This window comes from Nocardia fodinahabitans (genome assembly GCF_052983615.1).
Window position 1 is genome coordinate 2590818 of the sequence record NZ_JBRJJC010000001.1, and the last position, 26129, is coordinate 2616946.

30 protein-coding genes are annotated in these 26129 nt (G+C 69.6%); 11 read left to right on the forward strand and 19 right to left on the reverse strand.

The features are described 5' to 3' along the window. Window positions 1–55 precede the first annotated feature (55 nt). From rpsG to hppD, 5 genes are all read right to left on the reverse strand, one after another. Window positions 56–526: a 30S ribosomal protein S7 gene (gene rpsG / locus NV348_RS11930; RefSeq protein WP_019049358.1), complete on the reverse strand. Its 471-nt coding sequence runs from the start codon at window positions 524–526 to the stop codon at window positions 56–58. A 1-nt stretch (window position 527) separates the two neighbouring features. Next, on the reverse strand, window positions 528–902 hold the full coding sequence (gene rpsL / locus NV348_RS11935) for a 30S ribosomal protein S12 (protein WP_019049359.1): 375 nt from the start codon (window positions 900–902) through the stop codon (window positions 528–530). 273 nt (window positions 903–1175) lie between these two features. Beyond that, the gene (locus tag NV348_RS11940) at window positions 1176–1730 is read right to left on the reverse strand and encodes a DUF3558 domain-containing protein (RefSeq protein ID WP_447146984.1); all 555 of its coding nucleotides are present in this window, start codon (window positions 1728–1730) and stop codon (window positions 1176–1178) included. Next, window positions 1727–2254: a DUF3558 domain-containing protein gene (locus NV348_RS11945; RefSeq protein ID WP_447146985.1), complete on the reverse strand. Its 528-nt coding sequence runs from the start codon at window positions 2252–2254 to the stop codon at window positions 1727–1729. The genes NV348_RS11940 and NV348_RS11945 overlap by 4 nt, the downstream gene beginning before the upstream one ends. 31 nt (window positions 2255–2285) lie before the next feature. Beyond that, a complete protein-coding gene (hppD, locus tag NV348_RS11950; RefSeq protein WP_447146986.1) occupies window positions 2286–3431 on the reverse strand; it encodes a 4-hydroxyphenylpyruvate dioxygenase in 1146 nt (381 codons plus the stop codon). A 141-nt stretch (window positions 3432–3572) separates the two neighbouring features. Between hppD and NV348_RS11955 the strand changes: the two genes are divergently transcribed. Next, on the forward strand, window positions 3573–4088 hold the full coding sequence (locus tag NV348_RS11955) for an Lrp/AsnC family transcriptional regulator (protein ID WP_447146987.1): 516 nt from the start codon (window positions 3573–3575) through the stop codon (window positions 4086–4088). Window positions 4089–4092: 4 nt separating this feature from the next. On the opposite strand, the gene NV348_RS11960 is transcribed toward NV348_RS11955, so the two are convergent. The 9 genes from NV348_RS11960 to NV348_RS12000 form a co-directional block, all read right to left on the reverse strand. Then, a complete protein-coding gene (locus NV348_RS11960; protein ID WP_447146988.1) occupies window positions 4093–4737 on the reverse strand; it encodes a GntR family transcriptional regulator in 645 nt (214 codons plus the stop codon). 30 nt (window positions 4738–4767) lie between these two features. Continuing rightward, window positions 4768–5760, reverse strand: a complete 993-nt coding sequence (locus NV348_RS11965; protein ID WP_447146989.1) for an isopenicillin N synthase family dioxygenase — start codon at window positions 5758–5760, stop codon at window positions 4768–4770. A gap of 11 nt (window positions 5761–5771) precedes the next feature. Continuing rightward, window positions 5772–6941 carry a nitrate ABC transporter substrate-binding protein gene (locus NV348_RS11970; RefSeq protein WP_447146990.1) on the reverse strand — a complete coding sequence of 390 codons (1170 nt, stop codon included), beginning with the start codon at window positions 6939–6941 and terminating at the stop codon, window positions 5772–5774. 27 nt (window positions 6942–6968) lie between these two features. Continuing rightward, window positions 6969–7817: an ABC transporter permease gene (locus tag NV348_RS11975; RefSeq protein ID WP_447146991.1), complete on the reverse strand. Its 849-nt coding sequence runs from the start codon at window positions 7815–7817 to the stop codon at window positions 6969–6971. Beyond that, window positions 7817–8602, reverse strand: a complete 786-nt coding sequence (locus tag NV348_RS11980; protein ID WP_447146992.1) for an ABC transporter ATP-binding protein — start codon at window positions 8600–8602, stop codon at window positions 7817–7819. The genes NV348_RS11975 and NV348_RS11980 overlap by 1 nt, the downstream gene beginning before the upstream one ends. Window positions 8603–8714: 112 nt before the next feature. Further along, a complete protein-coding gene (locus NV348_RS11985) occupies window positions 8715–10028 on the reverse strand; it encodes an amidohydrolase family protein (protein ID WP_447146993.1) in 1314 nt (437 codons plus the stop codon). Window positions 10029–10156: 128 nt separating this feature from the next. Further along, on the reverse strand, window positions 10157–11269 hold the full coding sequence (locus tag NV348_RS11990; RefSeq protein ID WP_447146994.1) for a winged helix DNA-binding domain-containing protein: 1113 nt from the start codon (window positions 11267–11269) through the stop codon (window positions 10157–10159). A gap of 59 nt (window positions 11270–11328) precedes the next feature. Further along, window positions 11329–12303, reverse strand: coding sequence for an NADPH:quinone oxidoreductase family protein (locus NV348_RS11995; protein WP_447146995.1), 975 nt, complete (start codon window positions 12301–12303; stop codon window positions 11329–11331). 55 nt (window positions 12304–12358) lie between these two features. Beyond that, a complete protein-coding gene (locus tag NV348_RS12000; RefSeq protein ID WP_447146996.1) occupies window positions 12359–14011 on the reverse strand; it encodes a serine/threonine-protein kinase in 1653 nt (550 codons plus the stop codon). A 142-nt stretch (window positions 14012–14153) separates the two neighbouring features. On the opposite strand from NV348_RS12000, the gene NV348_RS12005 reads away from it, so the two are divergent. Continuing rightward, window positions 14154–14927, forward strand: coding sequence for an acyl-[acyl-carrier-protein] thioesterase (locus NV348_RS12005; protein WP_447146997.1), 774 nt, complete (start codon window positions 14154–14156; stop codon window positions 14925–14927). Window positions 14928–14960: 33 nt separating this feature from the next. On the opposite strand, the gene NV348_RS12010 is transcribed toward NV348_RS12005, so the two are convergent. Continuing rightward, a complete protein-coding gene (locus NV348_RS12010; RefSeq protein WP_447146998.1) occupies window positions 14961–16628 on the reverse strand; it encodes an FAD-dependent oxidoreductase in 1668 nt (555 codons plus the stop codon). Window positions 16629–16786: 158 nt separating this feature from the next. Here NV348_RS12010 and NV348_RS12015 point away from each other — a divergent pair, with 158 nt between their 5' ends. Beyond that, the gene (locus tag NV348_RS12015; RefSeq protein ID WP_447146999.1) at window positions 16787–17278 is read left to right on the forward strand and encodes a SixA phosphatase family protein; all 492 of its coding nucleotides are present in this window, start codon (window positions 16787–16789) and stop codon (window positions 17276–17278) included. Window positions 17279–17290: 12 nt separating this feature from the next. Here the strand turns inward: NV348_RS12015 and NV348_RS12020 are convergent, their stop codons facing one another. Beyond that, on the reverse strand, window positions 17291–17494 hold the full coding sequence (locus NV348_RS12020) for a hypothetical protein (RefSeq protein WP_447147000.1): 204 nt from the start codon (window positions 17492–17494) through the stop codon (window positions 17291–17293). A 48-nt stretch (window positions 17495–17542) separates the two neighbouring features. Between NV348_RS12020 and NV348_RS12025 the strand changes: the two genes are divergently transcribed. The 5 genes from NV348_RS12025 (at window position 17543) to NV348_RS12045 (ending at window position 21335) form a co-directional block, all read left to right on the forward strand. Continuing rightward, window positions 17543–17911, forward strand: coding sequence for a VOC family protein (locus NV348_RS12025; RefSeq protein ID WP_447147001.1), 369 nt, complete (start codon window positions 17543–17545; stop codon window positions 17909–17911). Between the two features lie 89 nt (window positions 17912–18000). Then, window positions 18001–18465: a MerR family transcriptional regulator gene (locus tag NV348_RS12030; protein WP_447147002.1), complete on the forward strand. Its 465-nt coding sequence runs from the start codon at window positions 18001–18003 to the stop codon at window positions 18463–18465. Continuing rightward, window positions 18462–19478, forward strand: coding sequence for an aldo/keto reductase (locus NV348_RS12035; RefSeq protein ID WP_447147003.1), 1017 nt, complete (start codon window positions 18462–18464; stop codon window positions 19476–19478). The genes NV348_RS12030 and NV348_RS12035 overlap by 4 nt, the downstream gene beginning before the upstream one ends. A gap of 55 nt (window positions 19479–19533) precedes the next feature. Next, a complete protein-coding gene (locus tag NV348_RS12040; RefSeq protein WP_447147004.1) occupies window positions 19534–20349 on the forward strand; it encodes an N-acetyltransferase in 816 nt (271 codons plus the stop codon). Between the two features lie 5 nt (window positions 20350–20354). After that, entirely contained in the window at window positions 20355–21335 is a 981-nt protein-coding gene (locus NV348_RS12045; protein WP_447151006.1) for a pirin family protein, read from the forward strand. 39 nt (window positions 21336–21374) lie between these two features. On the opposite strand, the gene NV348_RS12050 is transcribed toward NV348_RS12045, so the two are convergent. Both NV348_RS12050 and NV348_RS12055 read right to left on the reverse strand, forming a co-directional pair. Further along, entirely contained in the window at window positions 21375–21854 is a 480-nt protein-coding gene (locus tag NV348_RS12050) for an SRPBCC family protein (RefSeq protein WP_447147005.1), read from the reverse strand. Further along, complete coding sequence (locus tag NV348_RS12055; protein ID WP_447147006.1) at window positions 21851–22183, reverse strand: ArsR/SmtB family transcription factor; 333 nt, start codon at window positions 22181–22183, stop codon at window positions 21851–21853. The genes NV348_RS12050 and NV348_RS12055 overlap by 4 nt, the downstream gene beginning before the upstream one ends. A 123-nt stretch (window positions 22184–22306) precedes the next feature. On the opposite strand from NV348_RS12055, the gene NV348_RS12060 reads away from it, so the two are divergent. Together NV348_RS12060 and NV348_RS12065 are read left to right on the forward strand one after the other, a co-directional pair. Further along, window positions 22307–23569, forward strand: a complete 1263-nt coding sequence (locus NV348_RS12060; RefSeq protein ID WP_447147007.1) for an FAD-dependent oxidoreductase — start codon at window positions 22307–22309, stop codon at window positions 23567–23569. A 59-nt stretch (window positions 23570–23628) separates the two neighbouring features. Beyond that, a complete protein-coding gene (locus NV348_RS12065) occupies window positions 23629–24318 on the forward strand; it encodes a DUF8020 domain-containing protein (RefSeq protein ID WP_447147008.1) in 690 nt (229 codons plus the stop codon). 3 nt (window positions 24319–24321) lie between these two features. Here the strand turns inward: NV348_RS12065 and NV348_RS12070 are convergent, their stop codons facing one another. After that, the gene (locus NV348_RS12070) at window positions 24322–25065 is read right to left on the reverse strand and encodes an MmyB family transcriptional regulator (protein ID WP_447147009.1); all 744 of its coding nucleotides are present in this window, start codon (window positions 25063–25065) and stop codon (window positions 24322–24324) included. Here NV348_RS12070 and NV348_RS12075 point away from each other — a divergent pair. Beyond that, a complete protein-coding gene (locus NV348_RS12075; protein WP_447147010.1) occupies window positions 25064–26074 on the forward strand; it encodes an aldo/keto reductase in 1011 nt (336 codons plus the stop codon). The two genes, NV348_RS12070 and NV348_RS12075, sit on opposite strands and share 2 nt — an antisense overlap. Window positions 26075–26129 lie beyond the last annotated feature (55 nt).

Consider the following 26129-nt stretch of genomic DNA (forward strand, 5'->3'; position numbering starts at 1 on the left):
CGCGTCCCGACTGAAAGCCTTCCGGCGCCGACACTAGCGACGGGCCGGGCGGCAATCACCAGCGGTAGTGCGCGAAGGCCCGGTTCGACTCGGCCATCTTGTGGGTGTCCTCGCGACGCTTTACCGAAGCGCCGAGGCCGTTGCTGGCATCGAGGAGTTCGTTGGCGAGACGCTCGACCATGGTCTTCTCGCGACGAGCGCGGGAGTAGCTGACCAGCCAGCGCAGCGCGAGGGTGTTGGCGCGGCCCGGACGGACCTCGACCGGCACCTGGTAGGTGGCGCCACCGACACGGCGGGGCTTCACCTCGAGGGCGGGCTTGACGTTGTCCAGCGCACGCTTGAGGGTGACGACCGGATCGGTGCCGGTCTTCTCACGCGCCTGCTCGAGAGCACCGTAGACGATGCGCTCGGCGGTGGACTTCTTACCGTCCAGCAGGATCTTGTTGACCAGCTGAGTGACCAGCGGCGACCCGTAGACCGGGTCGTTGATCAGCGGACGCTTGGGTGCGGGGCCCTTGCGTGGCATATCAGCTCTTCTCCTTCTTGGCGCCGTAGCGGCTGCGGGCCTGCTTGCGGTTCTTCACACCCTGGGTGTCCAGCGAGCCACGGATGATCTTGTAGCGGACACCGGGGAGGTCCTTCACACGACCGCCACGGACGAGCACCATCGAGTGCTCCTGCAGGTTGTGGCCCTCGCCGGGGATGTACGCCGTGACCTCGACTGCGCTGGTCAGGCGAACACGCGCGACCTTACGCAGCGCGGAGTTCGGCTTCTTGGGGGTGGTGGTGTACACGCGAGTGCACACGCCACGACGCTGCGGGCTCCCCTTCAGGGCCGCAGTCTTGGTCTTGGAGACCTTGTCGCGGCGACCCTTGCGGACCAGCTGGTTGATGGTTGGCATAGACCGGCTTTCCTTATTGGTAATTGCGGCTGTCGGAACACATGTCTTCAGTTCACCGAGCTTTCACTCGCACGTCCGACCGTGTTTCCGTTTACCCGCGGTCGGGCGTGTCGCGCGCAGTTCAGGGCCCTTTTTCTGGGCACGCTGGAACGTACCGGCCGCTCTCGCTGGCCTACGTTCACGCACGAACTTGCCCGTAGCAATCCGGGCACAGGGATCCACGATACCCGCGTGCCCGAATCCGGGTCAAAGCGGGGTGGCCCGTCAAGGCTGCTACCGGGCCAGATCCAAGGTCAGCTCCACCAATTTCTGTGCGGCGGCGCACGGATCCGGATGGGCCGAACCCGGCTTGTAGTTGATCCACCAGCCGACGACCCCGACATCGGCGGCCGGGGCGGTGACGCCGCAGGAGTCGTTGTCGTTCGGCCTGCGCACCTGCAGCGCCCTGCGGCCCTGCACGGTGATGTCGCCGGTGAGGTAGCCCAACTTGTCGTTGGTGGTCTTCTCGTTGTTCAGCGTACCCATCTCGTACCAGTTCAGCGTGGCCATGGCCCCGCCGCCGGGTGCGTCCTGGATGTCCCACATGCAGACGGCGCCGCTGAACGAGGTCTGCACGAACTTCGCGTTGCCGACGATCTCGCCGATCTTGTCCGTGGCGACCACATCGCACTCGCGCAGCAGCTTGTCGAAGTTGGTGTTGATCGACTCGTCGCCGCCACCACTGCCCAGCGGCTGGGCGTTGCCGGAAACCTTCTCGCCGCAGCCGGCCAGCGTGGCGGTGAGCAGGAGCGCGGCCGAGGCGGCGACGGCGATCCGGCGCGCGCTCACTGCAGCCGTCCCACGGTCAGCTCAGCCAGTTTCCTGGCCTTGTCGCACGGGTTGCCCGCGGTGGCGAAGGCGCCCGAGGAGGTCGACCATTCGAAGAAGTCGTCCTCGAGCTGCACCGCGAGATCGCAGATGCCGGCGTCGGCATCGAGCGCCTGGAAGCCGGTCCGACCGCCGACGTCGATGGTCTGCGGATTGCGGCCCACGTTGGACACCCAAGCCTTCTCCCGCTCGATCGGGCTGCCCCGATAGGAGGCGAAGGTCACACTGGGCGAAGACAATCCGGCCGCCTGCCAGTTGCAGCCGGTGGCGTTCTTGTAGACCCGCGAGAGCTGGCCGAGGCCGGCCAGGGTGCGCACCTCGTCGTCGGTGACGTGCCCGCACTCACCGACGAACGGGCCGAGCGAGGCCACCTTCGGTGGTGGTCGCATCGGGCCGGTCGGCGTATCGGAGTCGCCCCCCGATCCGCACGACGTCAGCACGACAACCAAGGCCATGCCGGTGATGATCGCCGAGGGGATCCGCATGCCATGAACTGTAGTGGCAACGCGGTGGCACTCACAGGTTGCCGCGGGCCTCCTGCTCGCGTTCGATGGCCTGGAAAAGGGCTTTGAAATTGCCCTTTCCGAAGCCGAGTGAGCCGTGTCGCTCGATGAGTTCGAAGAAGACGGTGGGGCGGTCGGCGACGGGACGGGTGAAGATCTGCAGGAGGTAGCCGTCCTCGTCGCGGTCGACGAGGATGCCGCGGCGCTGCAGCTCGTCCACCGGGACGCGCACGTGCCCGATCCGGGCCCGCAGTTCGGGGTCCTCGTAGTAGGTGTCGGGGGTGGGCAGGAATTCGACGCCCTCGGCGCGCAGCGCGTCGACGGTGGCGAGGATGTCGCCGGTGGCCAGGGCGATGTGCTGGACACCGGGGCCGCGATAGAACTCGAGGTACTCGTCGATCTGAGATCGCTTGCGGCCCACGGCGGGTTCGTTGAGCGGGAACTTCACCCGGTGGTTGCCGTTGGCGACGACCTTGCTCATCAGCGCGGAGTACTCGGTGGCGATGTCGTCGCCGACGAACTCGGCCATGTTCGTGAATCCCATGACGCTGCGGTAGAAGTCGACCCAGCGGTCCATCATGCCGAGCTCCACATTGCCGACCACGTGGTCGATCGCCTGGAACAGCCGGGCGGTGCGCCGCCGATGGGTGGAGGTGCGCACGACATAGCCGGGCAGATACGGCCCGTAGTAGCGCGACCGGTCGACCAGCGTGTGCCTGGTCTCGCCGTAGGTCGCCAGCGCCGCGGAGCGGACGGTGCCGAATTCGTCGGTCACGTCGTGCGGTTCGACCAGGACGCGCGCGCCGTGGTCACGGGCCCAGGCGATGCAGCGGTCCACGTCGGGCACCTCGAGCGCGATGTCGACGATGCCGTCGCCGTGCCGGTCGTGGTGGGCGACGAGCGAGCTGTCCGGGTCGACCGCGCCCTGCACCACGAAGCGCGCTCCCCCGCTGCGCAACACGAACGCCTTGTGGTCGCGATTGCCGGTCTCGGGTCCGGAGTAGGCCTCCAGCCGCATCCCGAACGCCGACTGCAGGAAGTGCGCGCTCTGGGTCGCGTTGCCCACGACCCACACCAGCGCGTCCCACCCGATCACCGGAAACGGATCGACACTGTCGTCGTGCTCGATCAGCCCGACGAGCTGCTGCTCAATGGTCATGACCTAGGAAATCTCGCCCCGGCCGACCTAGGCAACTACACCGGAGAACCCTGAACAGGCTGACACGAGAAGCTACCGATCCACCCCTGATGGTGGACAATTTGAATAGCACTCGACCGCGCACGGCACGGAGGTCTCTCGATGCGGACGCCAGCGAAACTGGACGAACTCGATCTCGCGATCCTGACCGCGATGCACACGTATCAGAAGGCCGGGATCCTCGAGCTGTCCCGCCGCACGAAGGTCGCGCGGGCCACCGTGCAGGCGCGGATCAACCGCATGGAGGAGTCGGGGGTGATCGCCTCCTACGACCCGCAGATCGACGTCACCGCGGCCGGATTCGATGTGCAGGCCTTCGTCACGCTGGAGATCGCGCAGGGCGCGCTCGACACCGTCAGCGCCGAGCTCGCGGCCATCCCCGGCGTGCTCGAGGCCTACGCGACCACCGGGTCCGGTGACGTGCTGTGCCGGATCGGCGCCGACTCGCACGCCGGCCTGCAAGCCGTGCTGCTCAGCATCGACCGGACCGGTTCGGTGGTGCGTTCGCACAGCGTGATCGTGCTGTCGACGGTGATCGCGCGCCGCGCCATGCCGCTGCTGCGCACGCTGACCCCGGCGGGCACCGCGAAGGCGCCCGCCTACCGCGAGCCGCGCTGACCGGTCACTGCCTGCCCAGGCGGGTCAGCAGGCCGTGCACGTGCGCCTCGGCGGCCGCGCGCGCCGACTCGGGATGCCCGGATTCGAGCGCCTCGACGATGCGCCGGTGTTCACGCAGGGCGACGCGGCGGTTGCGGGCCGAGCACCACAGGTCGCCGCGGTAGAGGTGGGCCTTGGCCTCCAGCCGGGCCAGCTCGTCGACGACGCAGCTGTTGCCGGAGGCGTCGCGGATGAAGGTGTGGAATTCCAGGTCGAGCTGGGCGTCGCGGGCCGCGTCGGTGGCGTCGTCGAGGTTGGCTTCCTGGGCGGCGATGATGCTCGCGAGCTTGTCCAGGTCGGCCTCGGTGAGCCGGGTGGCGGCGGCCGCGGCGGCGAGCCCGTCGAGGGCGGCGCGGACCGCGAGGACATCGCGGATCTGCGCCGCGTCGACGGCGGCCACCTTGGCGCCCGCGTGCGGCGCGCTGACGGCCAGCCCCTCGTAGATCAGCTGCTGCACCGCCTCGCGGACGGGGCTGCGGCTGACTCCGAGCTGGGTCGCCAGCGCAGGCACGCTGAGCGATCGGCCCGGGGCCAGCTCGCCGGAGAGGACCAGCTGCCTGATCTGCCGGTGCACTGACTGGCCGAGCAGCGCGGAGCTCTCGTCGGTCATCGCCGTGGTCCTTTCCGTGTCGGTGCTCGATTATCCCTGGGGCCGGTAGTTCGCCTGCACCCGCTGCGTCAGGAAGTCGGCGGCGGTGACGGGCGGGTATTTGCCCGCCGGGCCCTGGATGATCGCGTCGCGGTCGGCCTGGGCGAAGTAGGCGATGCTGTAGCGCTCGCCCTGGTATTCGCCCTCGCCCGGGCTGCGGACGCGGTGGAAGTTCGACGGCAGCAGGTCGTCGCTCCAGCGGGTCAGCATGTCACCGATATTGCAGGTGATCAGGCTCGACGACGGGGTGATGGAGGTCCACTCCTGCTCCTGCATCTCCTTGCCGGGGCACACCTGCAGGCCGCCCTGACCGTCGCGCTGGAACAGCAGGGTCAGGCAGTCGAAGTCGGTGTGCGCGCCGGCCCGCCAGCGGCCGGGGACACCGCGCAGCTCCTCGGGGACCGCGAAGTAGTGCAGCAGCCGCAGCGCGCTCTGGTAGTTCGGCGAGGCGGGATCGTGGGCGGCGGTGAAGTGTTCGCGCGGCAGGCCGAGCCGGTCGGCGAAGCAGGACAGTACCCGCATCGCCACGGCCCAGGCGCGTTCCTCGAAATCGAGGACGCGGGCGCGGAATCCGGCCAGTTCGGTCTCGCTCGGCCAGAGCTGGTCCATGTGCGGCCGGGTGATCTGGTAGGACTCCTTCTGGTCGGGCACGCCGATGGACGGTCGCACCTGACTCAGGCTCTCCCAGCCCGCGTTGTTCTTCTTGACCAGCGGGTACTGTCCCTTGGCTGCCTCGGGCAGGGCGAAGAAATCGGCTGTCGCGCCGAACATCTCGTCGATCAGCTCCTGCGGGATGCCGTGGCCGGAGAGCTGGAAGAAACCGATCTCGGTGGCGGCGGCCCACAGCTCCTCGGTGATCTCGGCGCGGCGGTGCTCGAAGTCGGTGAGGTCGACGACGCGGATCTCGCGGGCATCGGTTTCCTTACCGAGGCCGCCCATCTGCTTCTCGCGCGAGACTTCGGACAGGTCGTAACTGGTGGTCATGGGGTGACTCCTTATCCGGTGACGGAGATGGCGGGATCGAGGAATTCCTTGGTGACCAGGTCCTTCGCGGTCAGCCCGGTCGGCACGTTCGCGCCGCCCTTGCGCAGGATGGGTCCGAATTCGTCGATGATGCGCTGCATGCGGGCCTCGTCGAAACTGCCGAGGACACCGTCGGTGTCGTTGCCGATCAAGCCGCCGTCGATGAGGGCCCGGGAGCCGAAGGCGGCCAGTTCGGCGCTGTACGGGGTGAGCTTGGGGTTCTTCGACACCACGTCGACGACGACGTCGTTCACCGGCGCCGGATCGGCTTTGAACCGCGCTGTGGCCTGCTGGATCATCGGCACGAGCTTGCGCAGGCAGGGCCGCAGTTCGGCGAGCTTGTCGGCGCGTACGTTCACGGTGCGGGCGTAACCCTCGTAGCCGACGTCCTTGAGCAGCTGATACGCGACGGGCTTGTGCCAGGCCCGCACCTCGTGCTCGTAGGTGAAGGGCTCGGCATTGGCGAAACCCTGCTGGGCGAAGGACGGATCGGTGACGAAGCGCGACGGGGAATTGTCGTAGGAGGCGTCGACCTGGCCCTGCTGCACCAGCCCGCGGGCGACCAGCCAGTCCGGATAGAGCTGTCCCTTCGACACCACGATCGGCTTGGCCGACCTGCCGATGTCGGCGATGCCCTGCCACTCTGGATGGGTCCCGGGATCCCACATCAGCATCTGCGGACTGTTGCGCAGCAGCGTGGTGACCGCGACGATCGGCTGCTGACCGGCGGCGGCGATGGCGTGCTCGGAATGGGCCAGCCCCAGCGTGATGCTCTGGTCGACATACATCTGCGACGGGACCGTCTGGAAGCCGATCGCCGGGCCACCGGCCCGGATCTCCAGCTTCACCCCGGTGTCCTTGCCGTCGGCGACGAGCGGCCCGGTGATCTTGTTGTTGTCGGCGTCGACCCGGTAGCCGGGGCCGAGCAGTCCGAAGATCGGCCCGGAGTCGGTCTCGGGCGCCCACTGCAACTGCACGACGACGGTGCTCGGGCAGGCGCCGGCGAGCTGCTGTTCGACGGGCGCCGGTTCCAGCGCGACGGCGGGACCGTCGGTGGTGTCGCCGGAACAGGCGGTCGCGGCACCGGCCAGCAGGACGGCGAGCGCGGCGACACCGATGCGCCGCAAGGGAAGTGTCTTCATGGTTGATCCTCTGTGCGGGGGGACGAGCTAGTGCGCGGAGTTGTGCCAGCGGCCGACGCTGACCTTCTGCACCACGGTGAAAACGGTGAACACGAGCACGCCGAACAGCGCGGCCAGCAGCAGCGCGCCGATCAGGTCCTCCGATTGCAGGCGGGCACGATAGGTGTCGAGCAGGGTGCCGATGCCGGGTTTGCCCTGCGCGAAGAACATGTCGCCGATGATCGCGCCGGTGACCGAAAGCCCGGCGGCGGTGCGCAATCCGGTCAGCGTCGAGGGCAGCGCGGCGGGCAGTTGCAGCGACCAGAGCCTGCGCAGCCTGCCCGCCCGGCCGAGGGTGAACAGCTCCTGCAGGTTGGCGTCGACGGACTTGATGCCGAACAGGGTCATCGCGATGATCGGGTGGATGGCGATGAGCACACAGACGGTGGTGCGGGCCGCGAAGCCGTACCCGAGCCACAGCCCGATCAACGGCACCACCGCGAGCACCGGAATGGCCTGCAGGACCACGGCATATGGGTAGACGACCTGCTCGATCGGCTTGGCCTGGCTCATCAGCACCGCGATGGCGACACCGAGCACCGCCGAGATCAGCAGGCCGGTGAGCGCGACCCGGGCGGTGACCGCCAGCGCCTCGAACATCACCGCCAGCTCGGCCGGGTCGGCGAGGGATTCGCCGAAGACCACGTGCGGCGGCGGCAACAGGAAGCGACGGCTCTCGCTGAGCACCAGCATCGACACCGCGTACCAGGCGGCCAGCGCCAGGGCGATCGACACCATCGGCGCGACGAGAGCTCTCGCGAACTTACGGACCCGCGGCACCGGCAGTGTCGGGCGCGGACGGGCGGGGGCGACGGCGCGGGCCGCGACACTGACCATCAGGCAGCCTCTTTCAGCGAGCGCGAGACGCGCGAGACGAGATCGGTGAAGGCGGGATCGAAGCGCAGCTCCCGGTCCCGTGGGTAGGGCAGGTCGACGTCGATCACCTCGTGGATGCGGCCGGGCCGGGCCGACATCACCACCACCCGGGAGGCGAGGAACACCGCCTCGGAGACCGAGTGGGTGATGAACAGCGCGGTGAAGGCGTTGTCGCGGTAGAGCCGCAGCAGTTCCTCCTGCATGTTCAGCCTGGTCATCTCGTCGAGCGCGCCGAACGGCTCGTCGAGCAGCATCAGCCGTGGTTCCAGCGACAGCGCCCTGGCCAGCGATACACGCATCCGCATCCCGCCCGAGAGCTGGTGCGGCGGCTTGTTCGCGAAGTCGGCCAGGCCGACCGCCGCGATCGCGCGTTCGACCCGCTCGCGGCGCACCGCTCGGTCGACCCCGGCCAGCTCGGCCGAGAGCTCGACATTGCGGCGGACCTTGCGCCACGGCAACAGGGTGGCCTCCTGGAAGATGAAGCCGATCGAGTCCGTGCGGACCGCGACGGCGCCCTCGCTGACCGGTTCGAGTCCGGCGGCCAGGCGCAGCAGCGTCGACTTGCCGCAGCCGGACGGGCCGACCACCGCCACGAATTCGCCCTCGCGGATGTCGAGGTCGATCTCGGTCAGGGCGAGCGTGCCCTCGTCGCCGCCGAATCGCTTGCCGACGCCGGCGAAGGAGACCTCCAGGCCGGACAGCAGCGTCCTCGCGTCGGCGTCGTTCACCGTGTCGTAGAGCGTCACCGTGATCACCTTCTCCTGCGGGTTGTCGATATTGCGTGCAACTTCTGATTGAAATCAGTGTGAATTGAATGAATTACATGCAATGCATTGTTCGTTTCCGGCGTATTAACAATCAGCGCATGCGAAGCAGGCGGGCGGTCAGGTCCTGGGCGTCGACCCGGGTGCTGATGCCGTCGCGGATCACGGCCTCGCCGTCGACCCAGACGGTGTCGATCACCCGGGGCGAAGCGGCGGTGAGCAGCGTGGCGCCGGGGTCCAGCACCGGCAGGCAGGCGAAGTCGCGGTCGAAGCGGACCAGGGTGAGATCGGCGCGGTCGCCGATGGCGACGCCCGTGCGGGCGGGTCGCCCGAGGACGCGGCCCGCCGCGCCGGTGGCCATGTGCAGCATGTCGGCGACGCCGAGCAGGTCGGCCTGTTTGTTGGCCGCACGCTGCAAGAACGCGCCGAAACGCAGCGCCAGCAGCATGTCCTGGGTGTCGTTGCTGGCGGCGCCGTCGACGCCGAGCGTCACATCGATGCCCGCGGCCAGCAGCTCCGGCACCGGGGCCACGCCGCTGCCGAGACGCATATTGGAGATCGGGTTGTAGGACACGGCCACACCGCGCTCGGCGAAGAGCGCGCGGCCGTGCGCGTCGAGGTTGACGCAGTGCACCGCCAGCGTGCGGTCCCAGAGGAAACCGCTCGCGTCGAGATAGTCGACGGCGCCGGCGCCTGCATGCAATCGGCACATGTCGTCGTCGGTGGTGGTCTCCAGAACATGTATCGACACCGTCTTGCCCGTCGCCTGGGCGTACTCGCGGGTGGCCGCCATCCCCTCCGGGGTGAGGCAGCGCGGGTTGGGCACGGCCAGCGCGGTGGTGATGCGGGTGCCGGTCAGTTGCCTGTCGAGGGCGTCGACGTGCGCCAGCGCTTCGTCCAGCGGCTGCATCAGGCGCGGATCCAGGCCCCACTTGCGGGTGCTGTCGGCGCGATCGGCGATGCCACGACCGAGCACGACCCGGATGCCGAGCTCGTCGAGCGCCCGGATCATCGCCTGGTGGATCGCGTCCGACGGGCTGGGCCACAGGTGCTCGACCACCGTGGTGACCCCGCTGCGCAGCAGTTCCAGGCCACCGGCCAGCGCCGACAGATAGGTCTGCTCGGGCGTGGCCGCGACCGTGAACTCGCCGACGCAGCGCAACCATTCGAGCAGCGGCAGGCCCTCGCCGACGCCGCGCAGCACGGCTTGCTGCAGGTGGGTGTGGGTGTTGACGAAGCCGGGCAGCAGATAGCCGGAACCGCCGTCGAAGCGCGGCAGCCCGGCATGCTCCGGGCCCGCGTGCAGGGCGGCGACGACACCGTCGCGGACGACGACCTCGCCGGGCGACCAGCCCTGTTCGGTGTAGACGGTGACATCGGTGATGACGACAGACGCGGGGGAACCCATGCGCGCACCTCTTCTGCGGATGCGGCTGGTTCGCCCGCCCGGTTCAGCGGAGCACGTCGTCCGTTGCAGCCATGAACGTCGTGGCACCGACCCTAGGAAGCCGGTGTTGCCACGGCGTTAAACCCGCGTCACGGCCGGACGTCCGCGCCGGGCGCCAGGATCTCCACGGCCGGGGTGGATTCCGGTTCGAGGAAGGCGAGCAGCGCGGCCGCCTCCGATTCCACCTGCGCGGCTTCGGCTTTCGTCCAGGGCCGGATCGGGCTGATCCGCAGGCGCGCGGTGCCGGCCTTGACGAAGATCTTGTACAGCCCGGCCAGGAAGCCGTCGACGAGCACCGGCGAGACCGCGGCGGCGAAGGTGCGCGGTGGGGGCGCCGAGCCGTCACCGATGATGCGGGCGCGGTCCTGGTGCGACAGCAGCGCGTTGTCGTACCAGCCGAGCAGCCGCACCGGGGCGGGCTGATCGGGATCGGCGAGCGGGAGATCGGCGGCGTCGTAGAGGGTGCGGCCACGCTCGTCGGTGTAGGTGCGGACCCGGTCGCCCAGCGCGGCGACGGCCTGCTTCATGGCGGGCAGCCGCGACCAGGTCTGCATGTCCATCGTGCTGGCGGGCCCGAACGCGCGCAGGTAGCGCAGGATGAGCTCGGACACCGGGTACTCCGGGTCGAGCGGTGTGCCGAGCCAGGGCTCGACCCGCGACCACACCGGCCTGCTGTTGTCGCGCCAGCGGCCGCGCGGCGGGGTCTGCAGGACCGGGAGCTGGTAGAGCCAGGTCTGCAGGACCGCGCCCGGATCGCGATCGGGGTAGATCCTGGCCGCTTCGGCACGCAGGTCGGCGGCGGCCATCGGCGCGTCGCCGAGCACGGATTCACCGTGCGCGCGCACCTCGTCGGGGTCGAGGCCGACCATCGCCCCGTAATTGAAACCCTGGCGGAACGGCGCCTTCTCCAGCTCCGGCTGGATGTGCGGCGCGATCCGCACCGCGTCCGGCGGGGTGACCAGGTGAATGGTGCCGCGCATCAACGTGATCCGCACCAGCGACCGATCCTCCAGACCGGCCGACACCGTCGCCGGATCGAAATCGGTGATCCGGCTCCACAATCCGACGAACGGCGGCGGTACGTCCTGGGCCTGCAGGCCGACGAGGTGGTCGCACATCTGCGGTGTACTCAGCGTCGAACGCGCGAGCAGGTGCTGGCGCGCGAGCAGCGTCCGATTCAGCACCCGATTCGACAGCTGCATGCGACTCCTTCGACGACCCGGTGACGAGGTGGACGATACTGGCCCACCCCAGCAGGCGCTCAGCGCAGCTGGACGACGACCTTGCCGGTGGCGGTCCGGTTGTCCAGCGCCGCAACGGCTTCGGCGGTCTTCTCCAGCGGGTACAGCACCGGCTCCGGGGCGGGCACGGCGCCGGAGGCCAGCAGCGGCTCGACCTCGGCCCACTGTTCGGCCAGGTAGGTCGGGTGGCTCATCACCCATTCGCCCCAGGCGGCCCCGACCACCTCGACGTTCTTGAGCAGCAGCCGGTTCACCTTCACGGTCGGGATCTCGCCCGCGGTGAAACCGACGACCAGCAGCCTGCCGCCACCGGCCAGCGAGCGGACGCTGTCGGTGAAGCGGTCGCCACCCACCGGATCGAGCACGATGTCGACGCCGCGACCCTCGGTGAGCTCCTTCACCGCGGCCAGCCAGCCCTCGGCCAGCACCACATCGGTCGCGCCGTTGGCCTTGGCCACCTGCGCCTTCGACTCGGTACTCACCACCGCGATCACCCGGCCCGCACCCAGCGCCCTGGCCATGCGCAGGGTGGAGGTGCCGATGCCGCCGGCCGCGCCGTGCACCAGCACCGTCTCGCCCTGAGCGATCCGGCCGCGCTTGGTCAGGCAGAAGTGGACGGTGAGGTCGTTGAACAGGATGCCCGCGCCCGCCGCGAGCGAGACATTGTCGGGCAGCTTGAACACGGCGTGCTCGGGCGAGACGGCCACCTCGGCGACACCGTTGCCGAGCATGGTCAGCGCGGCGACGCGATCACCGGGGCGCAGCGCCGAGCCCTCCGGCGCCTCGCGCACCACACCCGCCACCTCGCCGCCGACGACGAACGGCAGGCCCGGCTTCATCTGGTACAGGCCGCGCGTCATCAGCACGTCCGGGAAGGCGATACCCGCGGCGTGCACGTCGATCAGGACCCCGCCGGGATAGGCCACCGGTTCGGGCAGCTCGACGATCTCGATCGCCGACGGACCATCCAGCTTGCCGACCTGGGCTGCGCGCATTTTCCAAAACCTCTCTCGGTGACACCTCTCCCGCGAACATATCCCGCCGGACCGATCAGCGATGGGCGAATTCCGTCACCGTCTCGCCGGCCAGCACCGACCCACCCTTGACGATCGTGAGCCCGGCGGGGCTGAGCTGATATTGCGTGCCGTCGGTCGGGTTGGTCGCGGTGAAACCGCCGCCGCCGGTCGGCACCGGGTCGTCGAGTTCGAGGCCGAGCCCGTCGCTGGCCCTGGCCCCCTTGTAGTAGTAGCGGTTGTCGCCGGTGTGGCAGATGACGACGCGGGAACCGGTGGTGCGCGCGATCGTCATCGCGGCGTCGTTGTCGTTGCAGCGCGGTCCGCTCAGGAAGCCCTGGCCGTCGGCGCCGGAGACGCTCGATTGCAGCGGCGGCACCGTCGTCCTGGTCGGGGGCGGCAGGACCCGGGTGGTCGTGACGGTCTGGCTGACCGTCTCGATCACCGGCGGCGGGACGACTTCACCGGTGGTCACGATCGGCGGATCGGCGATGGTCTGCTTGTCGTCGCGGACGCTGAGCATGACCCACACCGCCACGCCGACCGCGGCCACCACGATCAGCGCGCCCAGCGCACCGGCCAGAATCGGCGTCGACGACGTGCGTTGCGGCGGCAGCGGCAACGGCGCGGAGGGATGGGTGTACCCGCCGACCCGGGTGGGCTGTGGGCCGTTCACCTGGTAGCCCGGCGGCGGCGTCCACTGCGGCTGCGGACCAGAGACCTGCGGAACCTTCACCTGGGGACCCGACACCGTCGGCGGTGGCGGCTCGCCGGTGTCGGGGGACCGGGGCCCGGTCACCGGGCCGGCTACCGTCGCCGCCGCCACCTGCGGACCCGGCGCGGTGCGCGGCGCCGCCCGCTCGCCCTGTACCAGCGCCGCGCGGGCGGCACGGGCCAGGTCACCGGGGGTGGCGTAGCGCTGCCCCGGCCGCTTGGCCATGCCGCGGTCGATCACCGGGTCGAAGAATTCCAGGGCCGGGTCGACGGCGCTCGGGCGCGGCGGGGGCGCCATCTGATGCGAGCCGATCGCGCCCGCGAGGCTGTTCACCGGGTACGGGACCCGCCCGACCAGGGCTTCGTAGAGCACACAGGTCAGCGCGTAGGTGTCGACGGCGGTTGTCAGCGGCGCGTCCTCGAAGCGTTCCGGCGCCATGTACGCCATCGAGCCGACGGCGCTGCCGGTGCTGGTGAGCTGCGGATCGGAGTCGGTGTGCGCGATGCCGAAGTCGACCAGGTAGGCGAACATGCTGCTGGTGAGCAGGATGTTGGCGGGCTTCACGTCGCGGTGGATCAGGCCGATCTCGTGCGCGGCGTCGAGCGCGGCGGCGATCTGCTCCACCACCTGCACCGCCTCACCGGGCGTCAGCCTGCCGTGCCGCTGCAGGCGGTCCTTGAGATCGGTTCCCTTGACCAGCCGCATGTCGATGTAGAGGATGCCGTCGACGTCGCCCCAGTCGTGCACCGGGATGACGTGCGGTTCCTGCACGCTCGCCATCGCGTGCGACTCCCGGCGGAATCGCTGCACGTAGACGGGGTCCCTGGCCAGATCGCGGTTGAGTACCTTGACGGCGACGGTGCGATTCTTGGAGGTGTCGTAGGCCTCGTAGACCTCCCCCATACCGCCGACTCCGAGGAGTCTGCGCAATTCATAGCGCCCGAACATCGCGCCCGCCATCGCCCCTCCGGCCATTCCTGCAGGCTACCGGGAGCCGGTGGAATCCGACACCGCTTGCCCCGGCTCCGCGCGAGGGTGTGATCTGCGCCCCGTAAAGTCGTCAGCAGAACTACGCAAGAAGTCGCGGTGCACCTGGTGCGCCGTGCAAGGAGCACACGTGTCACTCGATCAGCCACTGGCCCCGCTTCCCCAGGAGGGCATGGGTTTCGCCGCGGCGTGGCCCGTCCGGTCTGGCGACGTGGATCCCTATCACCGGCTGCGCTTCGATGCCGTGGCGCGCTATCTGCAGGACATCTCCTGGGACGAACTGCATCAGACGGCACTGCACCGCACCGACCCCACCTGGATCGTGCGCCGCACCGTCATCGATGTCATCCGGCCGGTCACCTGGCCCGATCAGGTGCACCTGACCCGCTGGTGTTCGAGCATGTCGACCCGGTGGACGAACATGCGCACCCGGATCACCAGCGACGGCGGCGGCCTCATCGAGACCGAGGGCTTCTGGATCAACCTCAGCGAGTCCAGCAACCTGCCCGCCCGGATCAGCGACGAGGGCCTGGCCTACCTGGCCCGATCCACCGACGAGCACCGGCTACGCTGGCGGCCCTATCTCACCGATCCGGCGCCGCGCGAATCCGACACCGATCTGCCGTTCCCGGTGCGCGCGACCGATATCGACCAGTACAACCACGTCAACCACACCTGCTACTGGCAGGCCGTCGAGCAGTTCCTGGTCGATTACCCCAAGCTGGTCGCCGGCCCGCACCGCGCGGTCATCGAATACGTGGCCCCGGTGCTGGCCCGCGAGCACATCACGGTGCGCGGGCGCTACGAACCGGGCGACCGGACCGGCCGCCCGGTGCTGCGGCTGTGGTTCGTGGTCGGCGGGATCACCACGACCGTCGTCCGGATCATGCCCCTGCCGGACTGACCCCGGCCCGCCGCGCGGACCGGGGCCCGTCGGCTAGCCCTTGGCCGCTTTGAGCAGGTCGGCGCGGGTGGTGAACTTGACCCGCGGCCTGCCCGCCGCCTTGCCCGCGGCCTTCTCGGCCTGGTCGATGGTCTTCCAGCCCTTACGGTCGACCAGCTCCGGCTGCCGCTGCGCGAGCAGCGCCTGCAGCGCCGCCCGGTCACCGGTCGGCGCGGTGAGCTTGCCCGCGATGAAGTCGGCGAGCAGCGCCTCCACCGTCTCCTCGGCGTCGACCCGGTTGGAGCCGATCACGCCGCGCGGTCCGCGCTTGATCCAGCCGGAGACGTACACGCCCGGCACCGGCTCGGTCGCCTCGATGACCCGGCCGTGCTCGCTGGGCACGGTGCCGCGCCGCTCGTCGAACGGCAGGCCCGCGATCGGCACGCCGCGGTAACCGATCGAGCGCAGCACCAGGCCGGTGTCCAGCGACTCGGTGCGGTCGGTGGCGGTGGCCACCAATTGGCCGTTCTCCTCGGTCAATTCGTTGTGCGCGAACTCGATCGAGGTGGCTTTGCCCTCGCCGTGCACGGCGGTCGGCGTGGTCAGGTAGCGGAAGACGATCCGCTTGTGCGCCGGATCGTGCTGCGCGGTGGAGTACTCCTGCGCGAGGGTGTACTTCAGCCGCAGCGACGGCTCGATGTTCGGGTCGTCCAGCAGGGCCTGGCTGTGCGGATCCAGCTCCATGTCGGCCGGATCGACAATGACGTCGACGCCCTTCAGATACGTCAGCGCCAGGAACTCCGGGGTGCTGTAGGCGGCCTGCAGCGGGCCGCGCCTGCCGAGGATCACCACCTCGCGGATGTTGCTGTTGCGCAGCGCGTCCAGGGCGTGGTCGGCGATGTCGGTCTTGGCGAGCTCGTCCGGGTCGACGGTGAGCACGCGGGCGACGTCGAGCGCGACATTGCCGTTGCCGACGATCACCGCGCGCTCGCCCGACAGGTCGAACTCGCGATCGGCGAAGTCGGGGTGGCCGTTGTACCAGGCGACGAACTCGGTGGCCGAGTGGCTGCCGGGCAGGTCCTCGCCGGGCACGCCGAGCTTGCGATCGCTGGACGCGCCGACCGCGTAGATCACCGCGTGGTGGTGATCGAGCAGTTCCTGGTGGTCGATGTGCTCGCCCACCTCGACGTTGAGGTAGTACTGCAGCGTCTCGCGGCGGAAGGCCGCGTCGAACATGTTCGCCACGTTCTTGGTGCCCGCGTGGTCGGGCGCGACGCCCGCCCGCACCAGGCCCCACGGGGTCGGCAGCCGGTCGAACATCTCGACCTCGACGTCGCTGCGGCGCAGCAGTTCGTCGGCGGCGTAGCAGGCGGCCGGACCGGCGCCGACGATCGCGACGCGCAGCGTGCCCAGTTCCTTGGGCGGACGGACCGGGGTGGCCAGCGGATCGAAGTTCGACTCCAGCGGGTGGCGCTGGAAGTAGGCGGCGTTGATCTCGCGGTACCTGTCCAGCGAGGCGAGCAGGTCGTCCTCGGAGAAGATGGCGTCCACCGGGCACGCGTCGACACAGGCTCCGCAGTCGATGCAGGTATCGGGGTCGATGTACAGCATCTCCGCCGTGGCGAACTCCGGCTGATCCGGAGTCGGGCGAATGCAGTCGACCGGGCACTCGGTGACGCAGCTGGCGTCGTTGCAACAACGCTGCGTGATGACGTAGGCCATAGTGTGCAGATCCTCGAAATGTGTGGTCGGTGGCTCGAGACGTCGTCCGTGGCGGGCCCGCGGCGGGTGTGCCACGAACACGTCGACGGTGACGCAGCTTTCAGTGTGCCTCGAGTGTGACCGCTACCTCACCGGCGGTCGGGATTACGGTGGTTCCCATGGTGGCGACCCTGATCCTCATGCGGCACGGAAAATCGGCGTACCCCGACGGTGTCGGCGATCACGCCCGCCCGCTGGCGCCGCGGGGGCAGCGGGAAGCGACCCTGGCCGGTGCCTGGCTGCGCGCCACCCAGCCGACGATCGACGCCGTGCGCTGCTCGACTGCCACCCGGACCAGGCAGACCCTCGCAGCCACCGGGATCGCCGCGCCGGTGGAGTACACCGACGACATCTACGAGGCGAACCCGCACACCCTGATCGAGCTGATCCAGCTCACCGACGATGCCGTCGACACGCTGCTCGTCGTCGGGCACGTGCCCGGAATCCCGTGGACCGCTTGGGAACTCGCGGCCAATCGCGACTCCGATCAGGCGACCGAACTCAGCCGCAAATTCCCCACCTCGGCGCTGGCCGTGCTCGAGTTCGACCGGCCGTGGGCACAGCTGGACCCGGGCTCGGGAGAACTCACGCACTTCCACGTGCCGCGCTGAGGGCGGACGCGGCTACTCGAGTAGCTTGCCGCCGACGACGATGCCGACCCCCAGCAGGACGAGTAGCACGAAGGCGACGAAACCGTTCGTCAGCCACCACACCACGCCGAGTACCAGTACGACCGGCGCCACCGCGATCGCGGTGATCACCGGGCTCTCCTTGACCGTCGCCCAGGCCGATCTGGCCCGGACGCGGTCGATGTTCTTACCTGCCATGTGATCCACACTACGTTTCTGTCGGCCTCCGGTGCCATGCTGAACGGCATGGATTGGAAAATCGAACTCGTTGCCATCCCGGTCACCGATGTCGATCGGGCCAAGGACTTCTACACCAGCATCGGCTTCAACGCCGACCACGACCACAGCCCGAGCCCGGACATCCGTTTCGTCCAGCTCACCCCACCGGGCTCCGGCTGCTCGATCTGTATCGGCCGCGGCCTGACCAGCGCCGCCCCCGGCAGCGTCGAGGGCATGCAGATGGTCGTCCCCAGCGCCCAGCAGGCCTACGAGCAGCTCGTGGCCGCCGGGGTGGCGGCCAGCCCGGTGCAGGACATGGGCTGGGGCCTGTTCACCTTCTTCGCCGACCCCGACGGCAACCGGTGGGCCGTGCAGGAGCTGCCGAAGTACAACTGAATTCGCTCGTCCCGCGAGAATGAGTCTTGCTTGGAGCGCACTCCAGGTGGATAGCGTCGGTGGGGTTCCACGAGAAAGGGACGAGCACGATGGATCAGGACGCGGCCCCCCGCATCAAGGACGGGGACGACGATCGCGAACGCCCGCGGTATTCGATCGGCCAGGTCGCCGAGCGATCGGGACTCAGTCGCGACACCCTGCGCTGGTACGAGCGGATCGGGCTGATGGGGTACGTCGGCCGCGACCACACCGGCAACCGGCGCTTCAGCGACCGCGATCTGGAATGGCTGACGCTGATCAGCCGGTTGCGGCTGACCGGCATGCCGGTGGCCGACATGATCCGTTACGCCGAACTGGTCAGGGCGGGTGAGCAGACCTACCCGGAGCGGCTCGAGATGTTCCGCCAGACCAGGTCCGACGTGCTCGACAAGATCGCGGAACTCCAGCAGACCGTGGCCGTCCTCGACTACAAGATCGGCATCTACGAGGGCAGATCCGAGGCCGACCGGCCGGCCACGCGCACCGCGTACACGAGCGAAGGAACCGATACATGAGCACCACCGCGACGCTGCCGACCACCACCCTCGGCACCGGCGGCCCACTGGTCGGCGTGCAGGGCCTGGGCTGCATGGGTATCAGCGAGTTCTACGGCGAGACCGATCTGGCCGAATCGCGCGCCACCCTCGAGCACGCGCTCGAACTCGGCGTCACCCTGTTCGACACCGCCGACGTCTACGGCTCGGGCCACAACGAGGAGTTCCTGTCCGAGTTCGTCCGCGCCCACCGCGACGAGCTGGTGATCGCGACCAAGTTCGGCATCGTGCGCAAGGCCGACGACCCCGCCTACCGGGGCTTCGACAACTCCCCCGGCTACATCCGCGCCGCGGTCGACGCGAGCCTGCGCCGACTCGGCATCGAGACCATCGACCTGTACTACATGCACCGGCGCGATCCACAGGTGCCGATCGAGGAGACCGTCGGCACGCTGTCCGAACTCGTCGCGGCGGGCAAGGTGCGCGCGCTCGGGCTGTCCGAGGTGACCGGTGACGAACTGCGCGCCGCGCACGCGGTGCACCCGATCGCGGCCGTGCAGTCGGAGTGGTCGCTGTTCTCCCGCGACGTGGAGCGCACCGCGGTGCCCGCCGCCGCCGAGCTCGGCGTGGCCTTCGTGCCGTACTCGCCGCTGGGCCGCGGCTTCCTCACCGGCGCGTTCCGCACCGCGAAAGACCTCGGCGACAAGGATTTCCGCAGGTTCCAGCCGCGCTTCACCGGCGACAACGCCGAGCACAACGCCGAGTTGCTCGCCCCGCTGGCCTCTATCGCCACGGCCAACGGGATCACCCTGGCCCAGGCGGCGCTGGCGTGGGTGCACGCGCGCGCCGAAGCGCACGGCCTGCCGGTGGTGCCGATCCCCGGCACCCGCAAGCGCGTCCGGCTCGCCGAGAACGTCGCGGCGGCCACGGTGCGGCTCACCGCCGAGGAACTCGCGACCCTGGAGCCCATCGCGGGGCAGGTGGCGGGTCCCCGCTACGCGGACATGTCCTTCACCTCCGCGGGCCGGGAGTAGCCGTCGGCGCGCCGCAGTCCGACGGGCCGCGGCGCCCGGCGCTAGCATCGCCAGGGTGACCGAACGCAACGAACGCGTGTGGATCGACAAGCAGCACCCGGCGATCTTCAAGGCGCTCAGCGCGACCGCCGCCGAGATCCGCGCCGCCGCCGCGGCCGCGGGGATCGAGCGGCGGCTGATCGAGCTGATCAATCTGCGGGTCTCCCAGATCAACGGCTGCCCGTACTGCCTCGACGTGCACGAGCACGCCGGCCTCGGCGCGGGTCTGTCGGCACAGGAGATCGTGGTCTTGCCCGCGTGGCGGCGCGGCGGCACCTACTCGGCCGCCGACCGGGCCGCGCTCGGGCTGGCCGAGGCCGTCACCACCCTGCCCGACGAGGAGCGCACCGATCGGGAATACGAGATCGCGCGCGAGCATTGGTCCGAGGAACAGATCTCGGTGATCGTCTGGATCGCCGTCGCGATCGGCGCGTTCAACCGCGTGTCGATCCTGAGCGCGCACCCTGTTCCGGTGCGGAAGGAGCGCAAGAAGATGTCCGAGACCACCCCCGCCGCGCAGCCCGCCTCGACCGAGCTCCAGCGCCGCGTCGTGCGCAACGTGGAGAAGAACCGCTACGACGTGTTCTTCGACGGCGAACTGGCCGGCTTCGCCGAGTACATCGAGCGCGACAACGACACCGATTTCATCCACACCGAGATCGACGGCGCCTTCGCGGGCAAGGGCCTGGGCGGCGTGCTCGCCCACCAGGCCGTCGAGGACGTGATCGCGCGCGGCCGCACCATCACCGCGCACTGCCCGTTCATCCGCGGCTGGCTCGACAAGCACCCCGAGTACGACGCGCACGTCGTCGGCAAGGGCATCGCCAAGTGAGCGATATGGAGGTCGATCCCGCCGAGGCGCTGTGTGAGCCGTCGCCGGGTCCGGGACCGATCACCGAGCTGTACCCCGCCAGGGAGGTACCGCTCGGTGGCGTGCGCGGCGTGTACGTGGAACGCACCCTGCCGCAACGTGATCTGCCGACCGTCGGCGCGTGGTGTTTCCTGGACCGGTTCGGTTCGCCGACCGTCACGCGGACCGGCGCGTCGCCCGATATCCTGCCGCACCCGCACATCGGCTTGCAGACGGTGACCTGGCCGTTCGACGGCCGGATCCGGCACCGGGATTCGGTGGGCTCCGACGTCGAGATCGAGCCGGGCCAGCTGAACCTGATGACCTCGGGTCGCGGCATCGCCCATTCCGAGTTCGGTGTCCCCGGCGCCAGCGCGGGCAACGGTTTGCAGCTCTGGATCGCGCTGCCCGGTACCGCGACCGGCGTCGAACCGCATTTCGAGCAGCACCGCGAGCTGCCCGTGTACGAGGAACCGGGGCTGCGGGCCACCGTGCTGATCGGCTCGCTGGGCGGTGTCACCTCACCGGCGCGGGCCTACACCCCGATCGTCGGGGCCGACATCGTGCTCGACCCCGGCGCCGAGGTGCGGCTGCCGCTGGAGCGCGCCTTCGAGCACGCGGTGCTGGTCATCGAGGGCACCGTGGTGGTGGACGGTACGGAACTGACCGCCGGACCACTGCTGTATCTGGGCACCGACCGGGCCGAGCTCCAGCTGACGAGCACCGACGGCGCGCACTTCGCGCTGATCGGCGGCGAACCGTTCGCCGAGGAACTGGTGATGTGGTGGAACTTCGTCGGCCGCAGTCACGACGAGATCGTCGCGGCCCGCAATGCCTGGGAAGCCCACGACACCAGCCGTTTCGCCGAGGTGATCGGCCACGCGCCCGACGAGCGGATCCCCGCCCCGCCGCTGCCGCCGCTGCGGCTGAAGCCACGCAAGCGGGCCACCGGCTGCGCCCACCGCTGATCCGGCACCGCCTTCCCCGCGGCACCGGATCGGCGATCGCTAGCGGCCGTCGGCCAGCAGGGCGTCCAGGGCGCGGTAGCTGTCGTTGAGACCACCTTCCATACCGGAGGCGAGCATGCCCGCGCATTCCTCGGCGGTGTGGAAGACGCTGTCGGTGACGACCCGGGTGCGGCCGTTGCCGAGGTCGACGAAGGTGGTGGAGTCGATCGAGATGTGCGCGGGCATGCCGTCCCATTCGAAGGACTGCACGATGCGCTCCTTCGGGGTGATCTCGCGGAAGCGGCCCTCGAATCCGTGCGACTGGTCGCCGTCGTGCTCGACGAAGCGCCAGTGCCCGCCCTTGCGGAACTCCCAGCGTTCGACGTCGACGACGTGGCCGCGCCCCCACCAGCGCGAGAGCTGCTCGATCCGGCTGTAGGCGTTCCACACCCGGTCCAGCGGTGCGTCGAAATCGCGTTCGATGTGGACTTCGCGGTCCGAGGTCGAGGTGATGACCGCGTCGTTGGTCGTTGTGCTCATTGCTCTGGCTCCGTTCGTTCGAGGAATTCACCGAGACGGTCCATTCGGGCTTCGAGCATCTGCCGATAGCCCTGCATCCAGGCCACCTCTCGATCGAAGACGTGCTCGCCGATCCGGCAGTACCGGACCCGGCCACGCTTCTCGGTGACCACCATGCCCGCGTTCTCGAGCAAGCCGATGTGCTTCTTGATGCCGGTCAAGGTCATGTCGAAACGCTCGGCCAACTCGCTGATGCTGGCGGGCCCACGCCCGAGTTGCTCGAGGATGCCCCGCCGAGTGGGGTCCGCGAGCGCCCCGAACGAGGCATCCAGGAAGTCATACTGAACCATCTAGTTCAGTATTGCGCGGCCGCACCCCGCCGTCAAGAGCCGTCGAAGATTTCCGAAAACTCTGGACCTGCCGGCCGATTGACTACTACGCTTTGTCGTAGACATTGGCGTCGAGGGGGGTTCATGGACAAGACGACATGCTGCATCGTCGGCGGCGGACCGGCGGGCACGATGGCCGGGCTGCTGCTGGCCAGGGCGGGCGTCGAGGTGACGGTGCTGGAGAAGCATCCCGATTTCCTGCGCGATTTCCGCGGCGACACCGTGCACCCGTCGACCGTGCGCCTGCTCGACGAACTCGGCCTCGGCCCGGACTTCGCCCGGCTGCCGCAGTCCACGCTGACCAGGATGTGCATGTATGCGGGCGACCGGATGGTCGTCGCCGCCGATCTCACCCGGATTCCCGGCCGGTACCGCCACATCGCGATGGTCCCGCAGTGGGACTTCCTCGACCTGCTGGTCCGCGCCGCCACCACCGAACCGACCTTCACGCTGCGGATGCGCTCGACCGTCACCGGGCTGATCCACGAGGCCGACACCGTCACCGGGGTGCGATACCGCGACGCCGACGGCACCGAGCACACCCTGCGCGCCGACCTCGTGATCGCCTGCGACGGGCGCGATTCCGTCGCCCGCGAGGCCGCCGGACTCCGCCAGCGGAGCGAGGACGTACCGATGGACATGTGGTTCTTCCGCATCCCGAAGGCCGCCGACGACACCGGCGGCGGCGCGGTACAGGCCAGGTTCACCAGCGGGAACTCGGCGGTGGCGATCGACCGCGGCGACTACTACCAGACCGGTTACATCATCGAGAAGGGAGGCGATGCGACGCTGCGGGCCACCCACGACGTGGAGTGGCTGCGCGAGCGCGTCGCCGAACTGTTCGGCTGGCCCGCCGAGGCGACCGCCGCGATCGGGTCCTGGGCGGACGTCAAACTACTCGAGGTGACCGTCGGGATGCTCGACCGCTGGTACGTGCCCGGTCTGCTGTGCATCGGCGACGCCGCGCACACGATGTCACCGGTCGGCGGCGTCGGCGTGAACCTGGCAGTGCAGGATGCCGTCGCCGCCGCGCGGCTACTCGCCCAGCCGCTGCTCGACGGGACGGTGCGGACCGCCGACCTGGAGAAAGTACAGCGCAGACGGATGCTGCCCGCGAGTTTCACCCAGCGCTCCCAGCGCGGCGAACACGACATGCTCATCGCGCCTGCCCTGCGCGGCGAACTGCGCACCGCCCCGCTGCCGCTGCGGGTCGTCGACGCGGTGCCGGTGCTCGCCGGGCTCACCGCGTATCTGGGCGGAATCGGCCTGCGCCCGGAGCGCGCGCCGGACTTCGCTCGTCGTCCGGCCGTGGTCCGGCAACTTTCCGAAAAGCGCGTCAGCGGTTAGGTTTGCCGCGACGAACGGGACGATTCGGTCCCGGGTGGATCTGCGGGAGGCTTGGCGGGATGAGGATCGGCACTGTGATCGGCGCGGCGCTGCTGGCGGCGGGCGTCACCCTGGCGAGCACGGGAGCCGGCGCCGCCGAGCCCGGCCCCGCGGGCACCCAGCCCGGCATCACGCCACTGCCCACGCAGTCCACCGCACCCGCCCCGGCGGGTACCCAGCCCGGCATCCAGCTGCGCGGTATCGACAAGGACGTGAACTACCAGGTCGGCGTGTCCGAGGACCGGCGTGCCGTGGTGACCACGCTGGACGCGGGCCGGTTCCAGCTGGTGCACGACGCGAAGGTCGTCACCGTCACCGATGCCGCCGGCACGGTGATCGCCGCGCTGCCGATGGTCGTGCGACTCGGCGACCACGAGGTGCCGTTGACGCCGGCCATCGACGCGGCGGGCACCAGCCTCACCCTCACCCCGATCGGCGAGTCGGACGCCCCGGTGCGCGACATCAGCGCGCAGGAACGCTTCTTCGCCGAGACCCAGCGGCTGCAGCCGGAGATCATCCAGGGCGCCGTGATCGGGGCCGCGATCGGTTTCGTCCTCGGGTTCCCGCTCGGGCTGTTCGTCCTCGATTTCATCACCGTGCCGGTGGCGACCGTGGCAGGCGCCGCGATCGGCGCGCTGGCGGGGTACGCGCTGGCCGGTGGCCAGCCCGCGATCGACACCGCGCTCGCCTACGTCACCGGGGCGCCCTGACGGTCACGCCGGGCTGAGCCGCTGGGTGCCGATCACCCGCAGCAAGGCCATCTTCTCGGCGGCGTCGGTCCCCGGTCTGGGCAGGTAGACGAGCAATCGCTGCGCCGAGTTCCTGGTGACCAGCACCTCGCAGATGGTGTCGATCAGCCCGACCTCGGGATGCACGAACCGCTTGACGTCGCTGACCCGCACCGCCACCTCGTGTTCGTTCCACAGCGCCTCGAATTCCGGGCTGTTGCTCCGCAATTCGGCGATGAAGTCGGTGACCTCGGCATCGTCGGCCCGGCGCGCCGCGGTGGCGCGCAGGTCGGCGACATGGCTGCGGCCGAGCCGATCCCAATCCTCTTCCGGGAACACGGCCCTGGCGGCGGGATCGGTGAACCACCGCCACGCGTAGTAGCGGTCGCGCCCGCTGCGGTCGCCGTGATCGCCCGCCAGGAGGGTGTGCATGCGGTTCTGGACGAGCACTTCACCGAGCTCGGTGACCACGGCGGCAGGGGTGTCGTCGAGTTTGGACAGCATGTGCAGCAGACCGGGCCCGACATGCTTGTCCCGCAGCTCCCGATCCGGGGACTGGTGGCCGCACAGGTGGAACAGGTGGTCACGTTCGTCGGCGCTCAGCCGCAGGGCCCGGGCCAGTGCGGCCAGCACCTGGGTGGACGATGCGCGCGGCCCAGCCAGGGATCGGCGATCCCCCGATGAACGCTCTCTGCCGAGCCCGGCGCACCCCACGCAGGCTGAGGTCATGACGAACTCCCCGCACTCCTCGGCCGCCCTCGGCACCACCGGTCCCCGCGTCAGCCGCATCGGCCTCGGCGCGATGGGCATGTCCGGCATGTACGGTGCCGCCGACGACCGCGAATCCACCGCCACCCTGCACGCCGCGATCGACGCGGGCATCAACCTCGTCGACACCGGCGACTTCTACGGCGCGGGCCACAACGAACTGCTGATCGGCAAGGCCATCGCCGAACGGGCCCGCGAGGACGTGGTGCTGAGCGTGAAGTTCGGCGCGCTGCGCGGCCCCGACAGCTCGTTCGCCGGCTTCGACGGCCGCCCCGCCGCCGTCCGCAATTCCCTCACCTACAGCCTCACCCGGCTCGGCGTCGACCACATCGACATCTACCGCCCGGCCCGCCTCGACCCCGAGGTGCCGATCGAGGACACCGTCGGCGCCATCGCCGAGCTGGTCGAAGCGGGCTATGTCCGCCATATCGGCCTGTCCGAAGTCGGCGCCGACACGCTGCGCCGGGCCGCCGCCGTGCACCCGATCGTGGATCTGCAGATCGAGTATTCGCTGATCTCGCGTGGCATCGAGGACGAGATCCTGCCGGTGGCACGGGAACTCGGCGTCGGGATCACCGCCTACGGCGTGCTCTCGCGCGGCCTGCTCAGCGACACCTTCCGCGCGGGCGCGCCCACCGACGTCACCGACTTCCGCACCCACAGCCCGCGCTTCCAGGGCGAGAACCTCACCCGGAATCTGCGCCTGGTCGAGGCGCTCGCGGATATCGCTGCCGCCAAGGGCATTTCGGTCGCCCAGCTCGCGGTCGCGTGGGCCCTGCACCGCGGCGAGGACATCGTCCCGGTGATCGGCGCGCGCAGCCGCGCCCGGCTGACCGAAACCCTGGACGCGCTGCGGGTAGCGCTGACCGAGCGGGAACTGGCCGCGATCGAGGCGGCCACCCCGGACGCGGCGGTGGCGGGCGAGCGCTACGCGCCCGCGCAGATGGCCGCGCTCGACAGCGAGCGCTGAGCACCGTGCGGACTCTCCGCTACCGTTGACGGAAGGAGACTTCGCACGTTGTGAG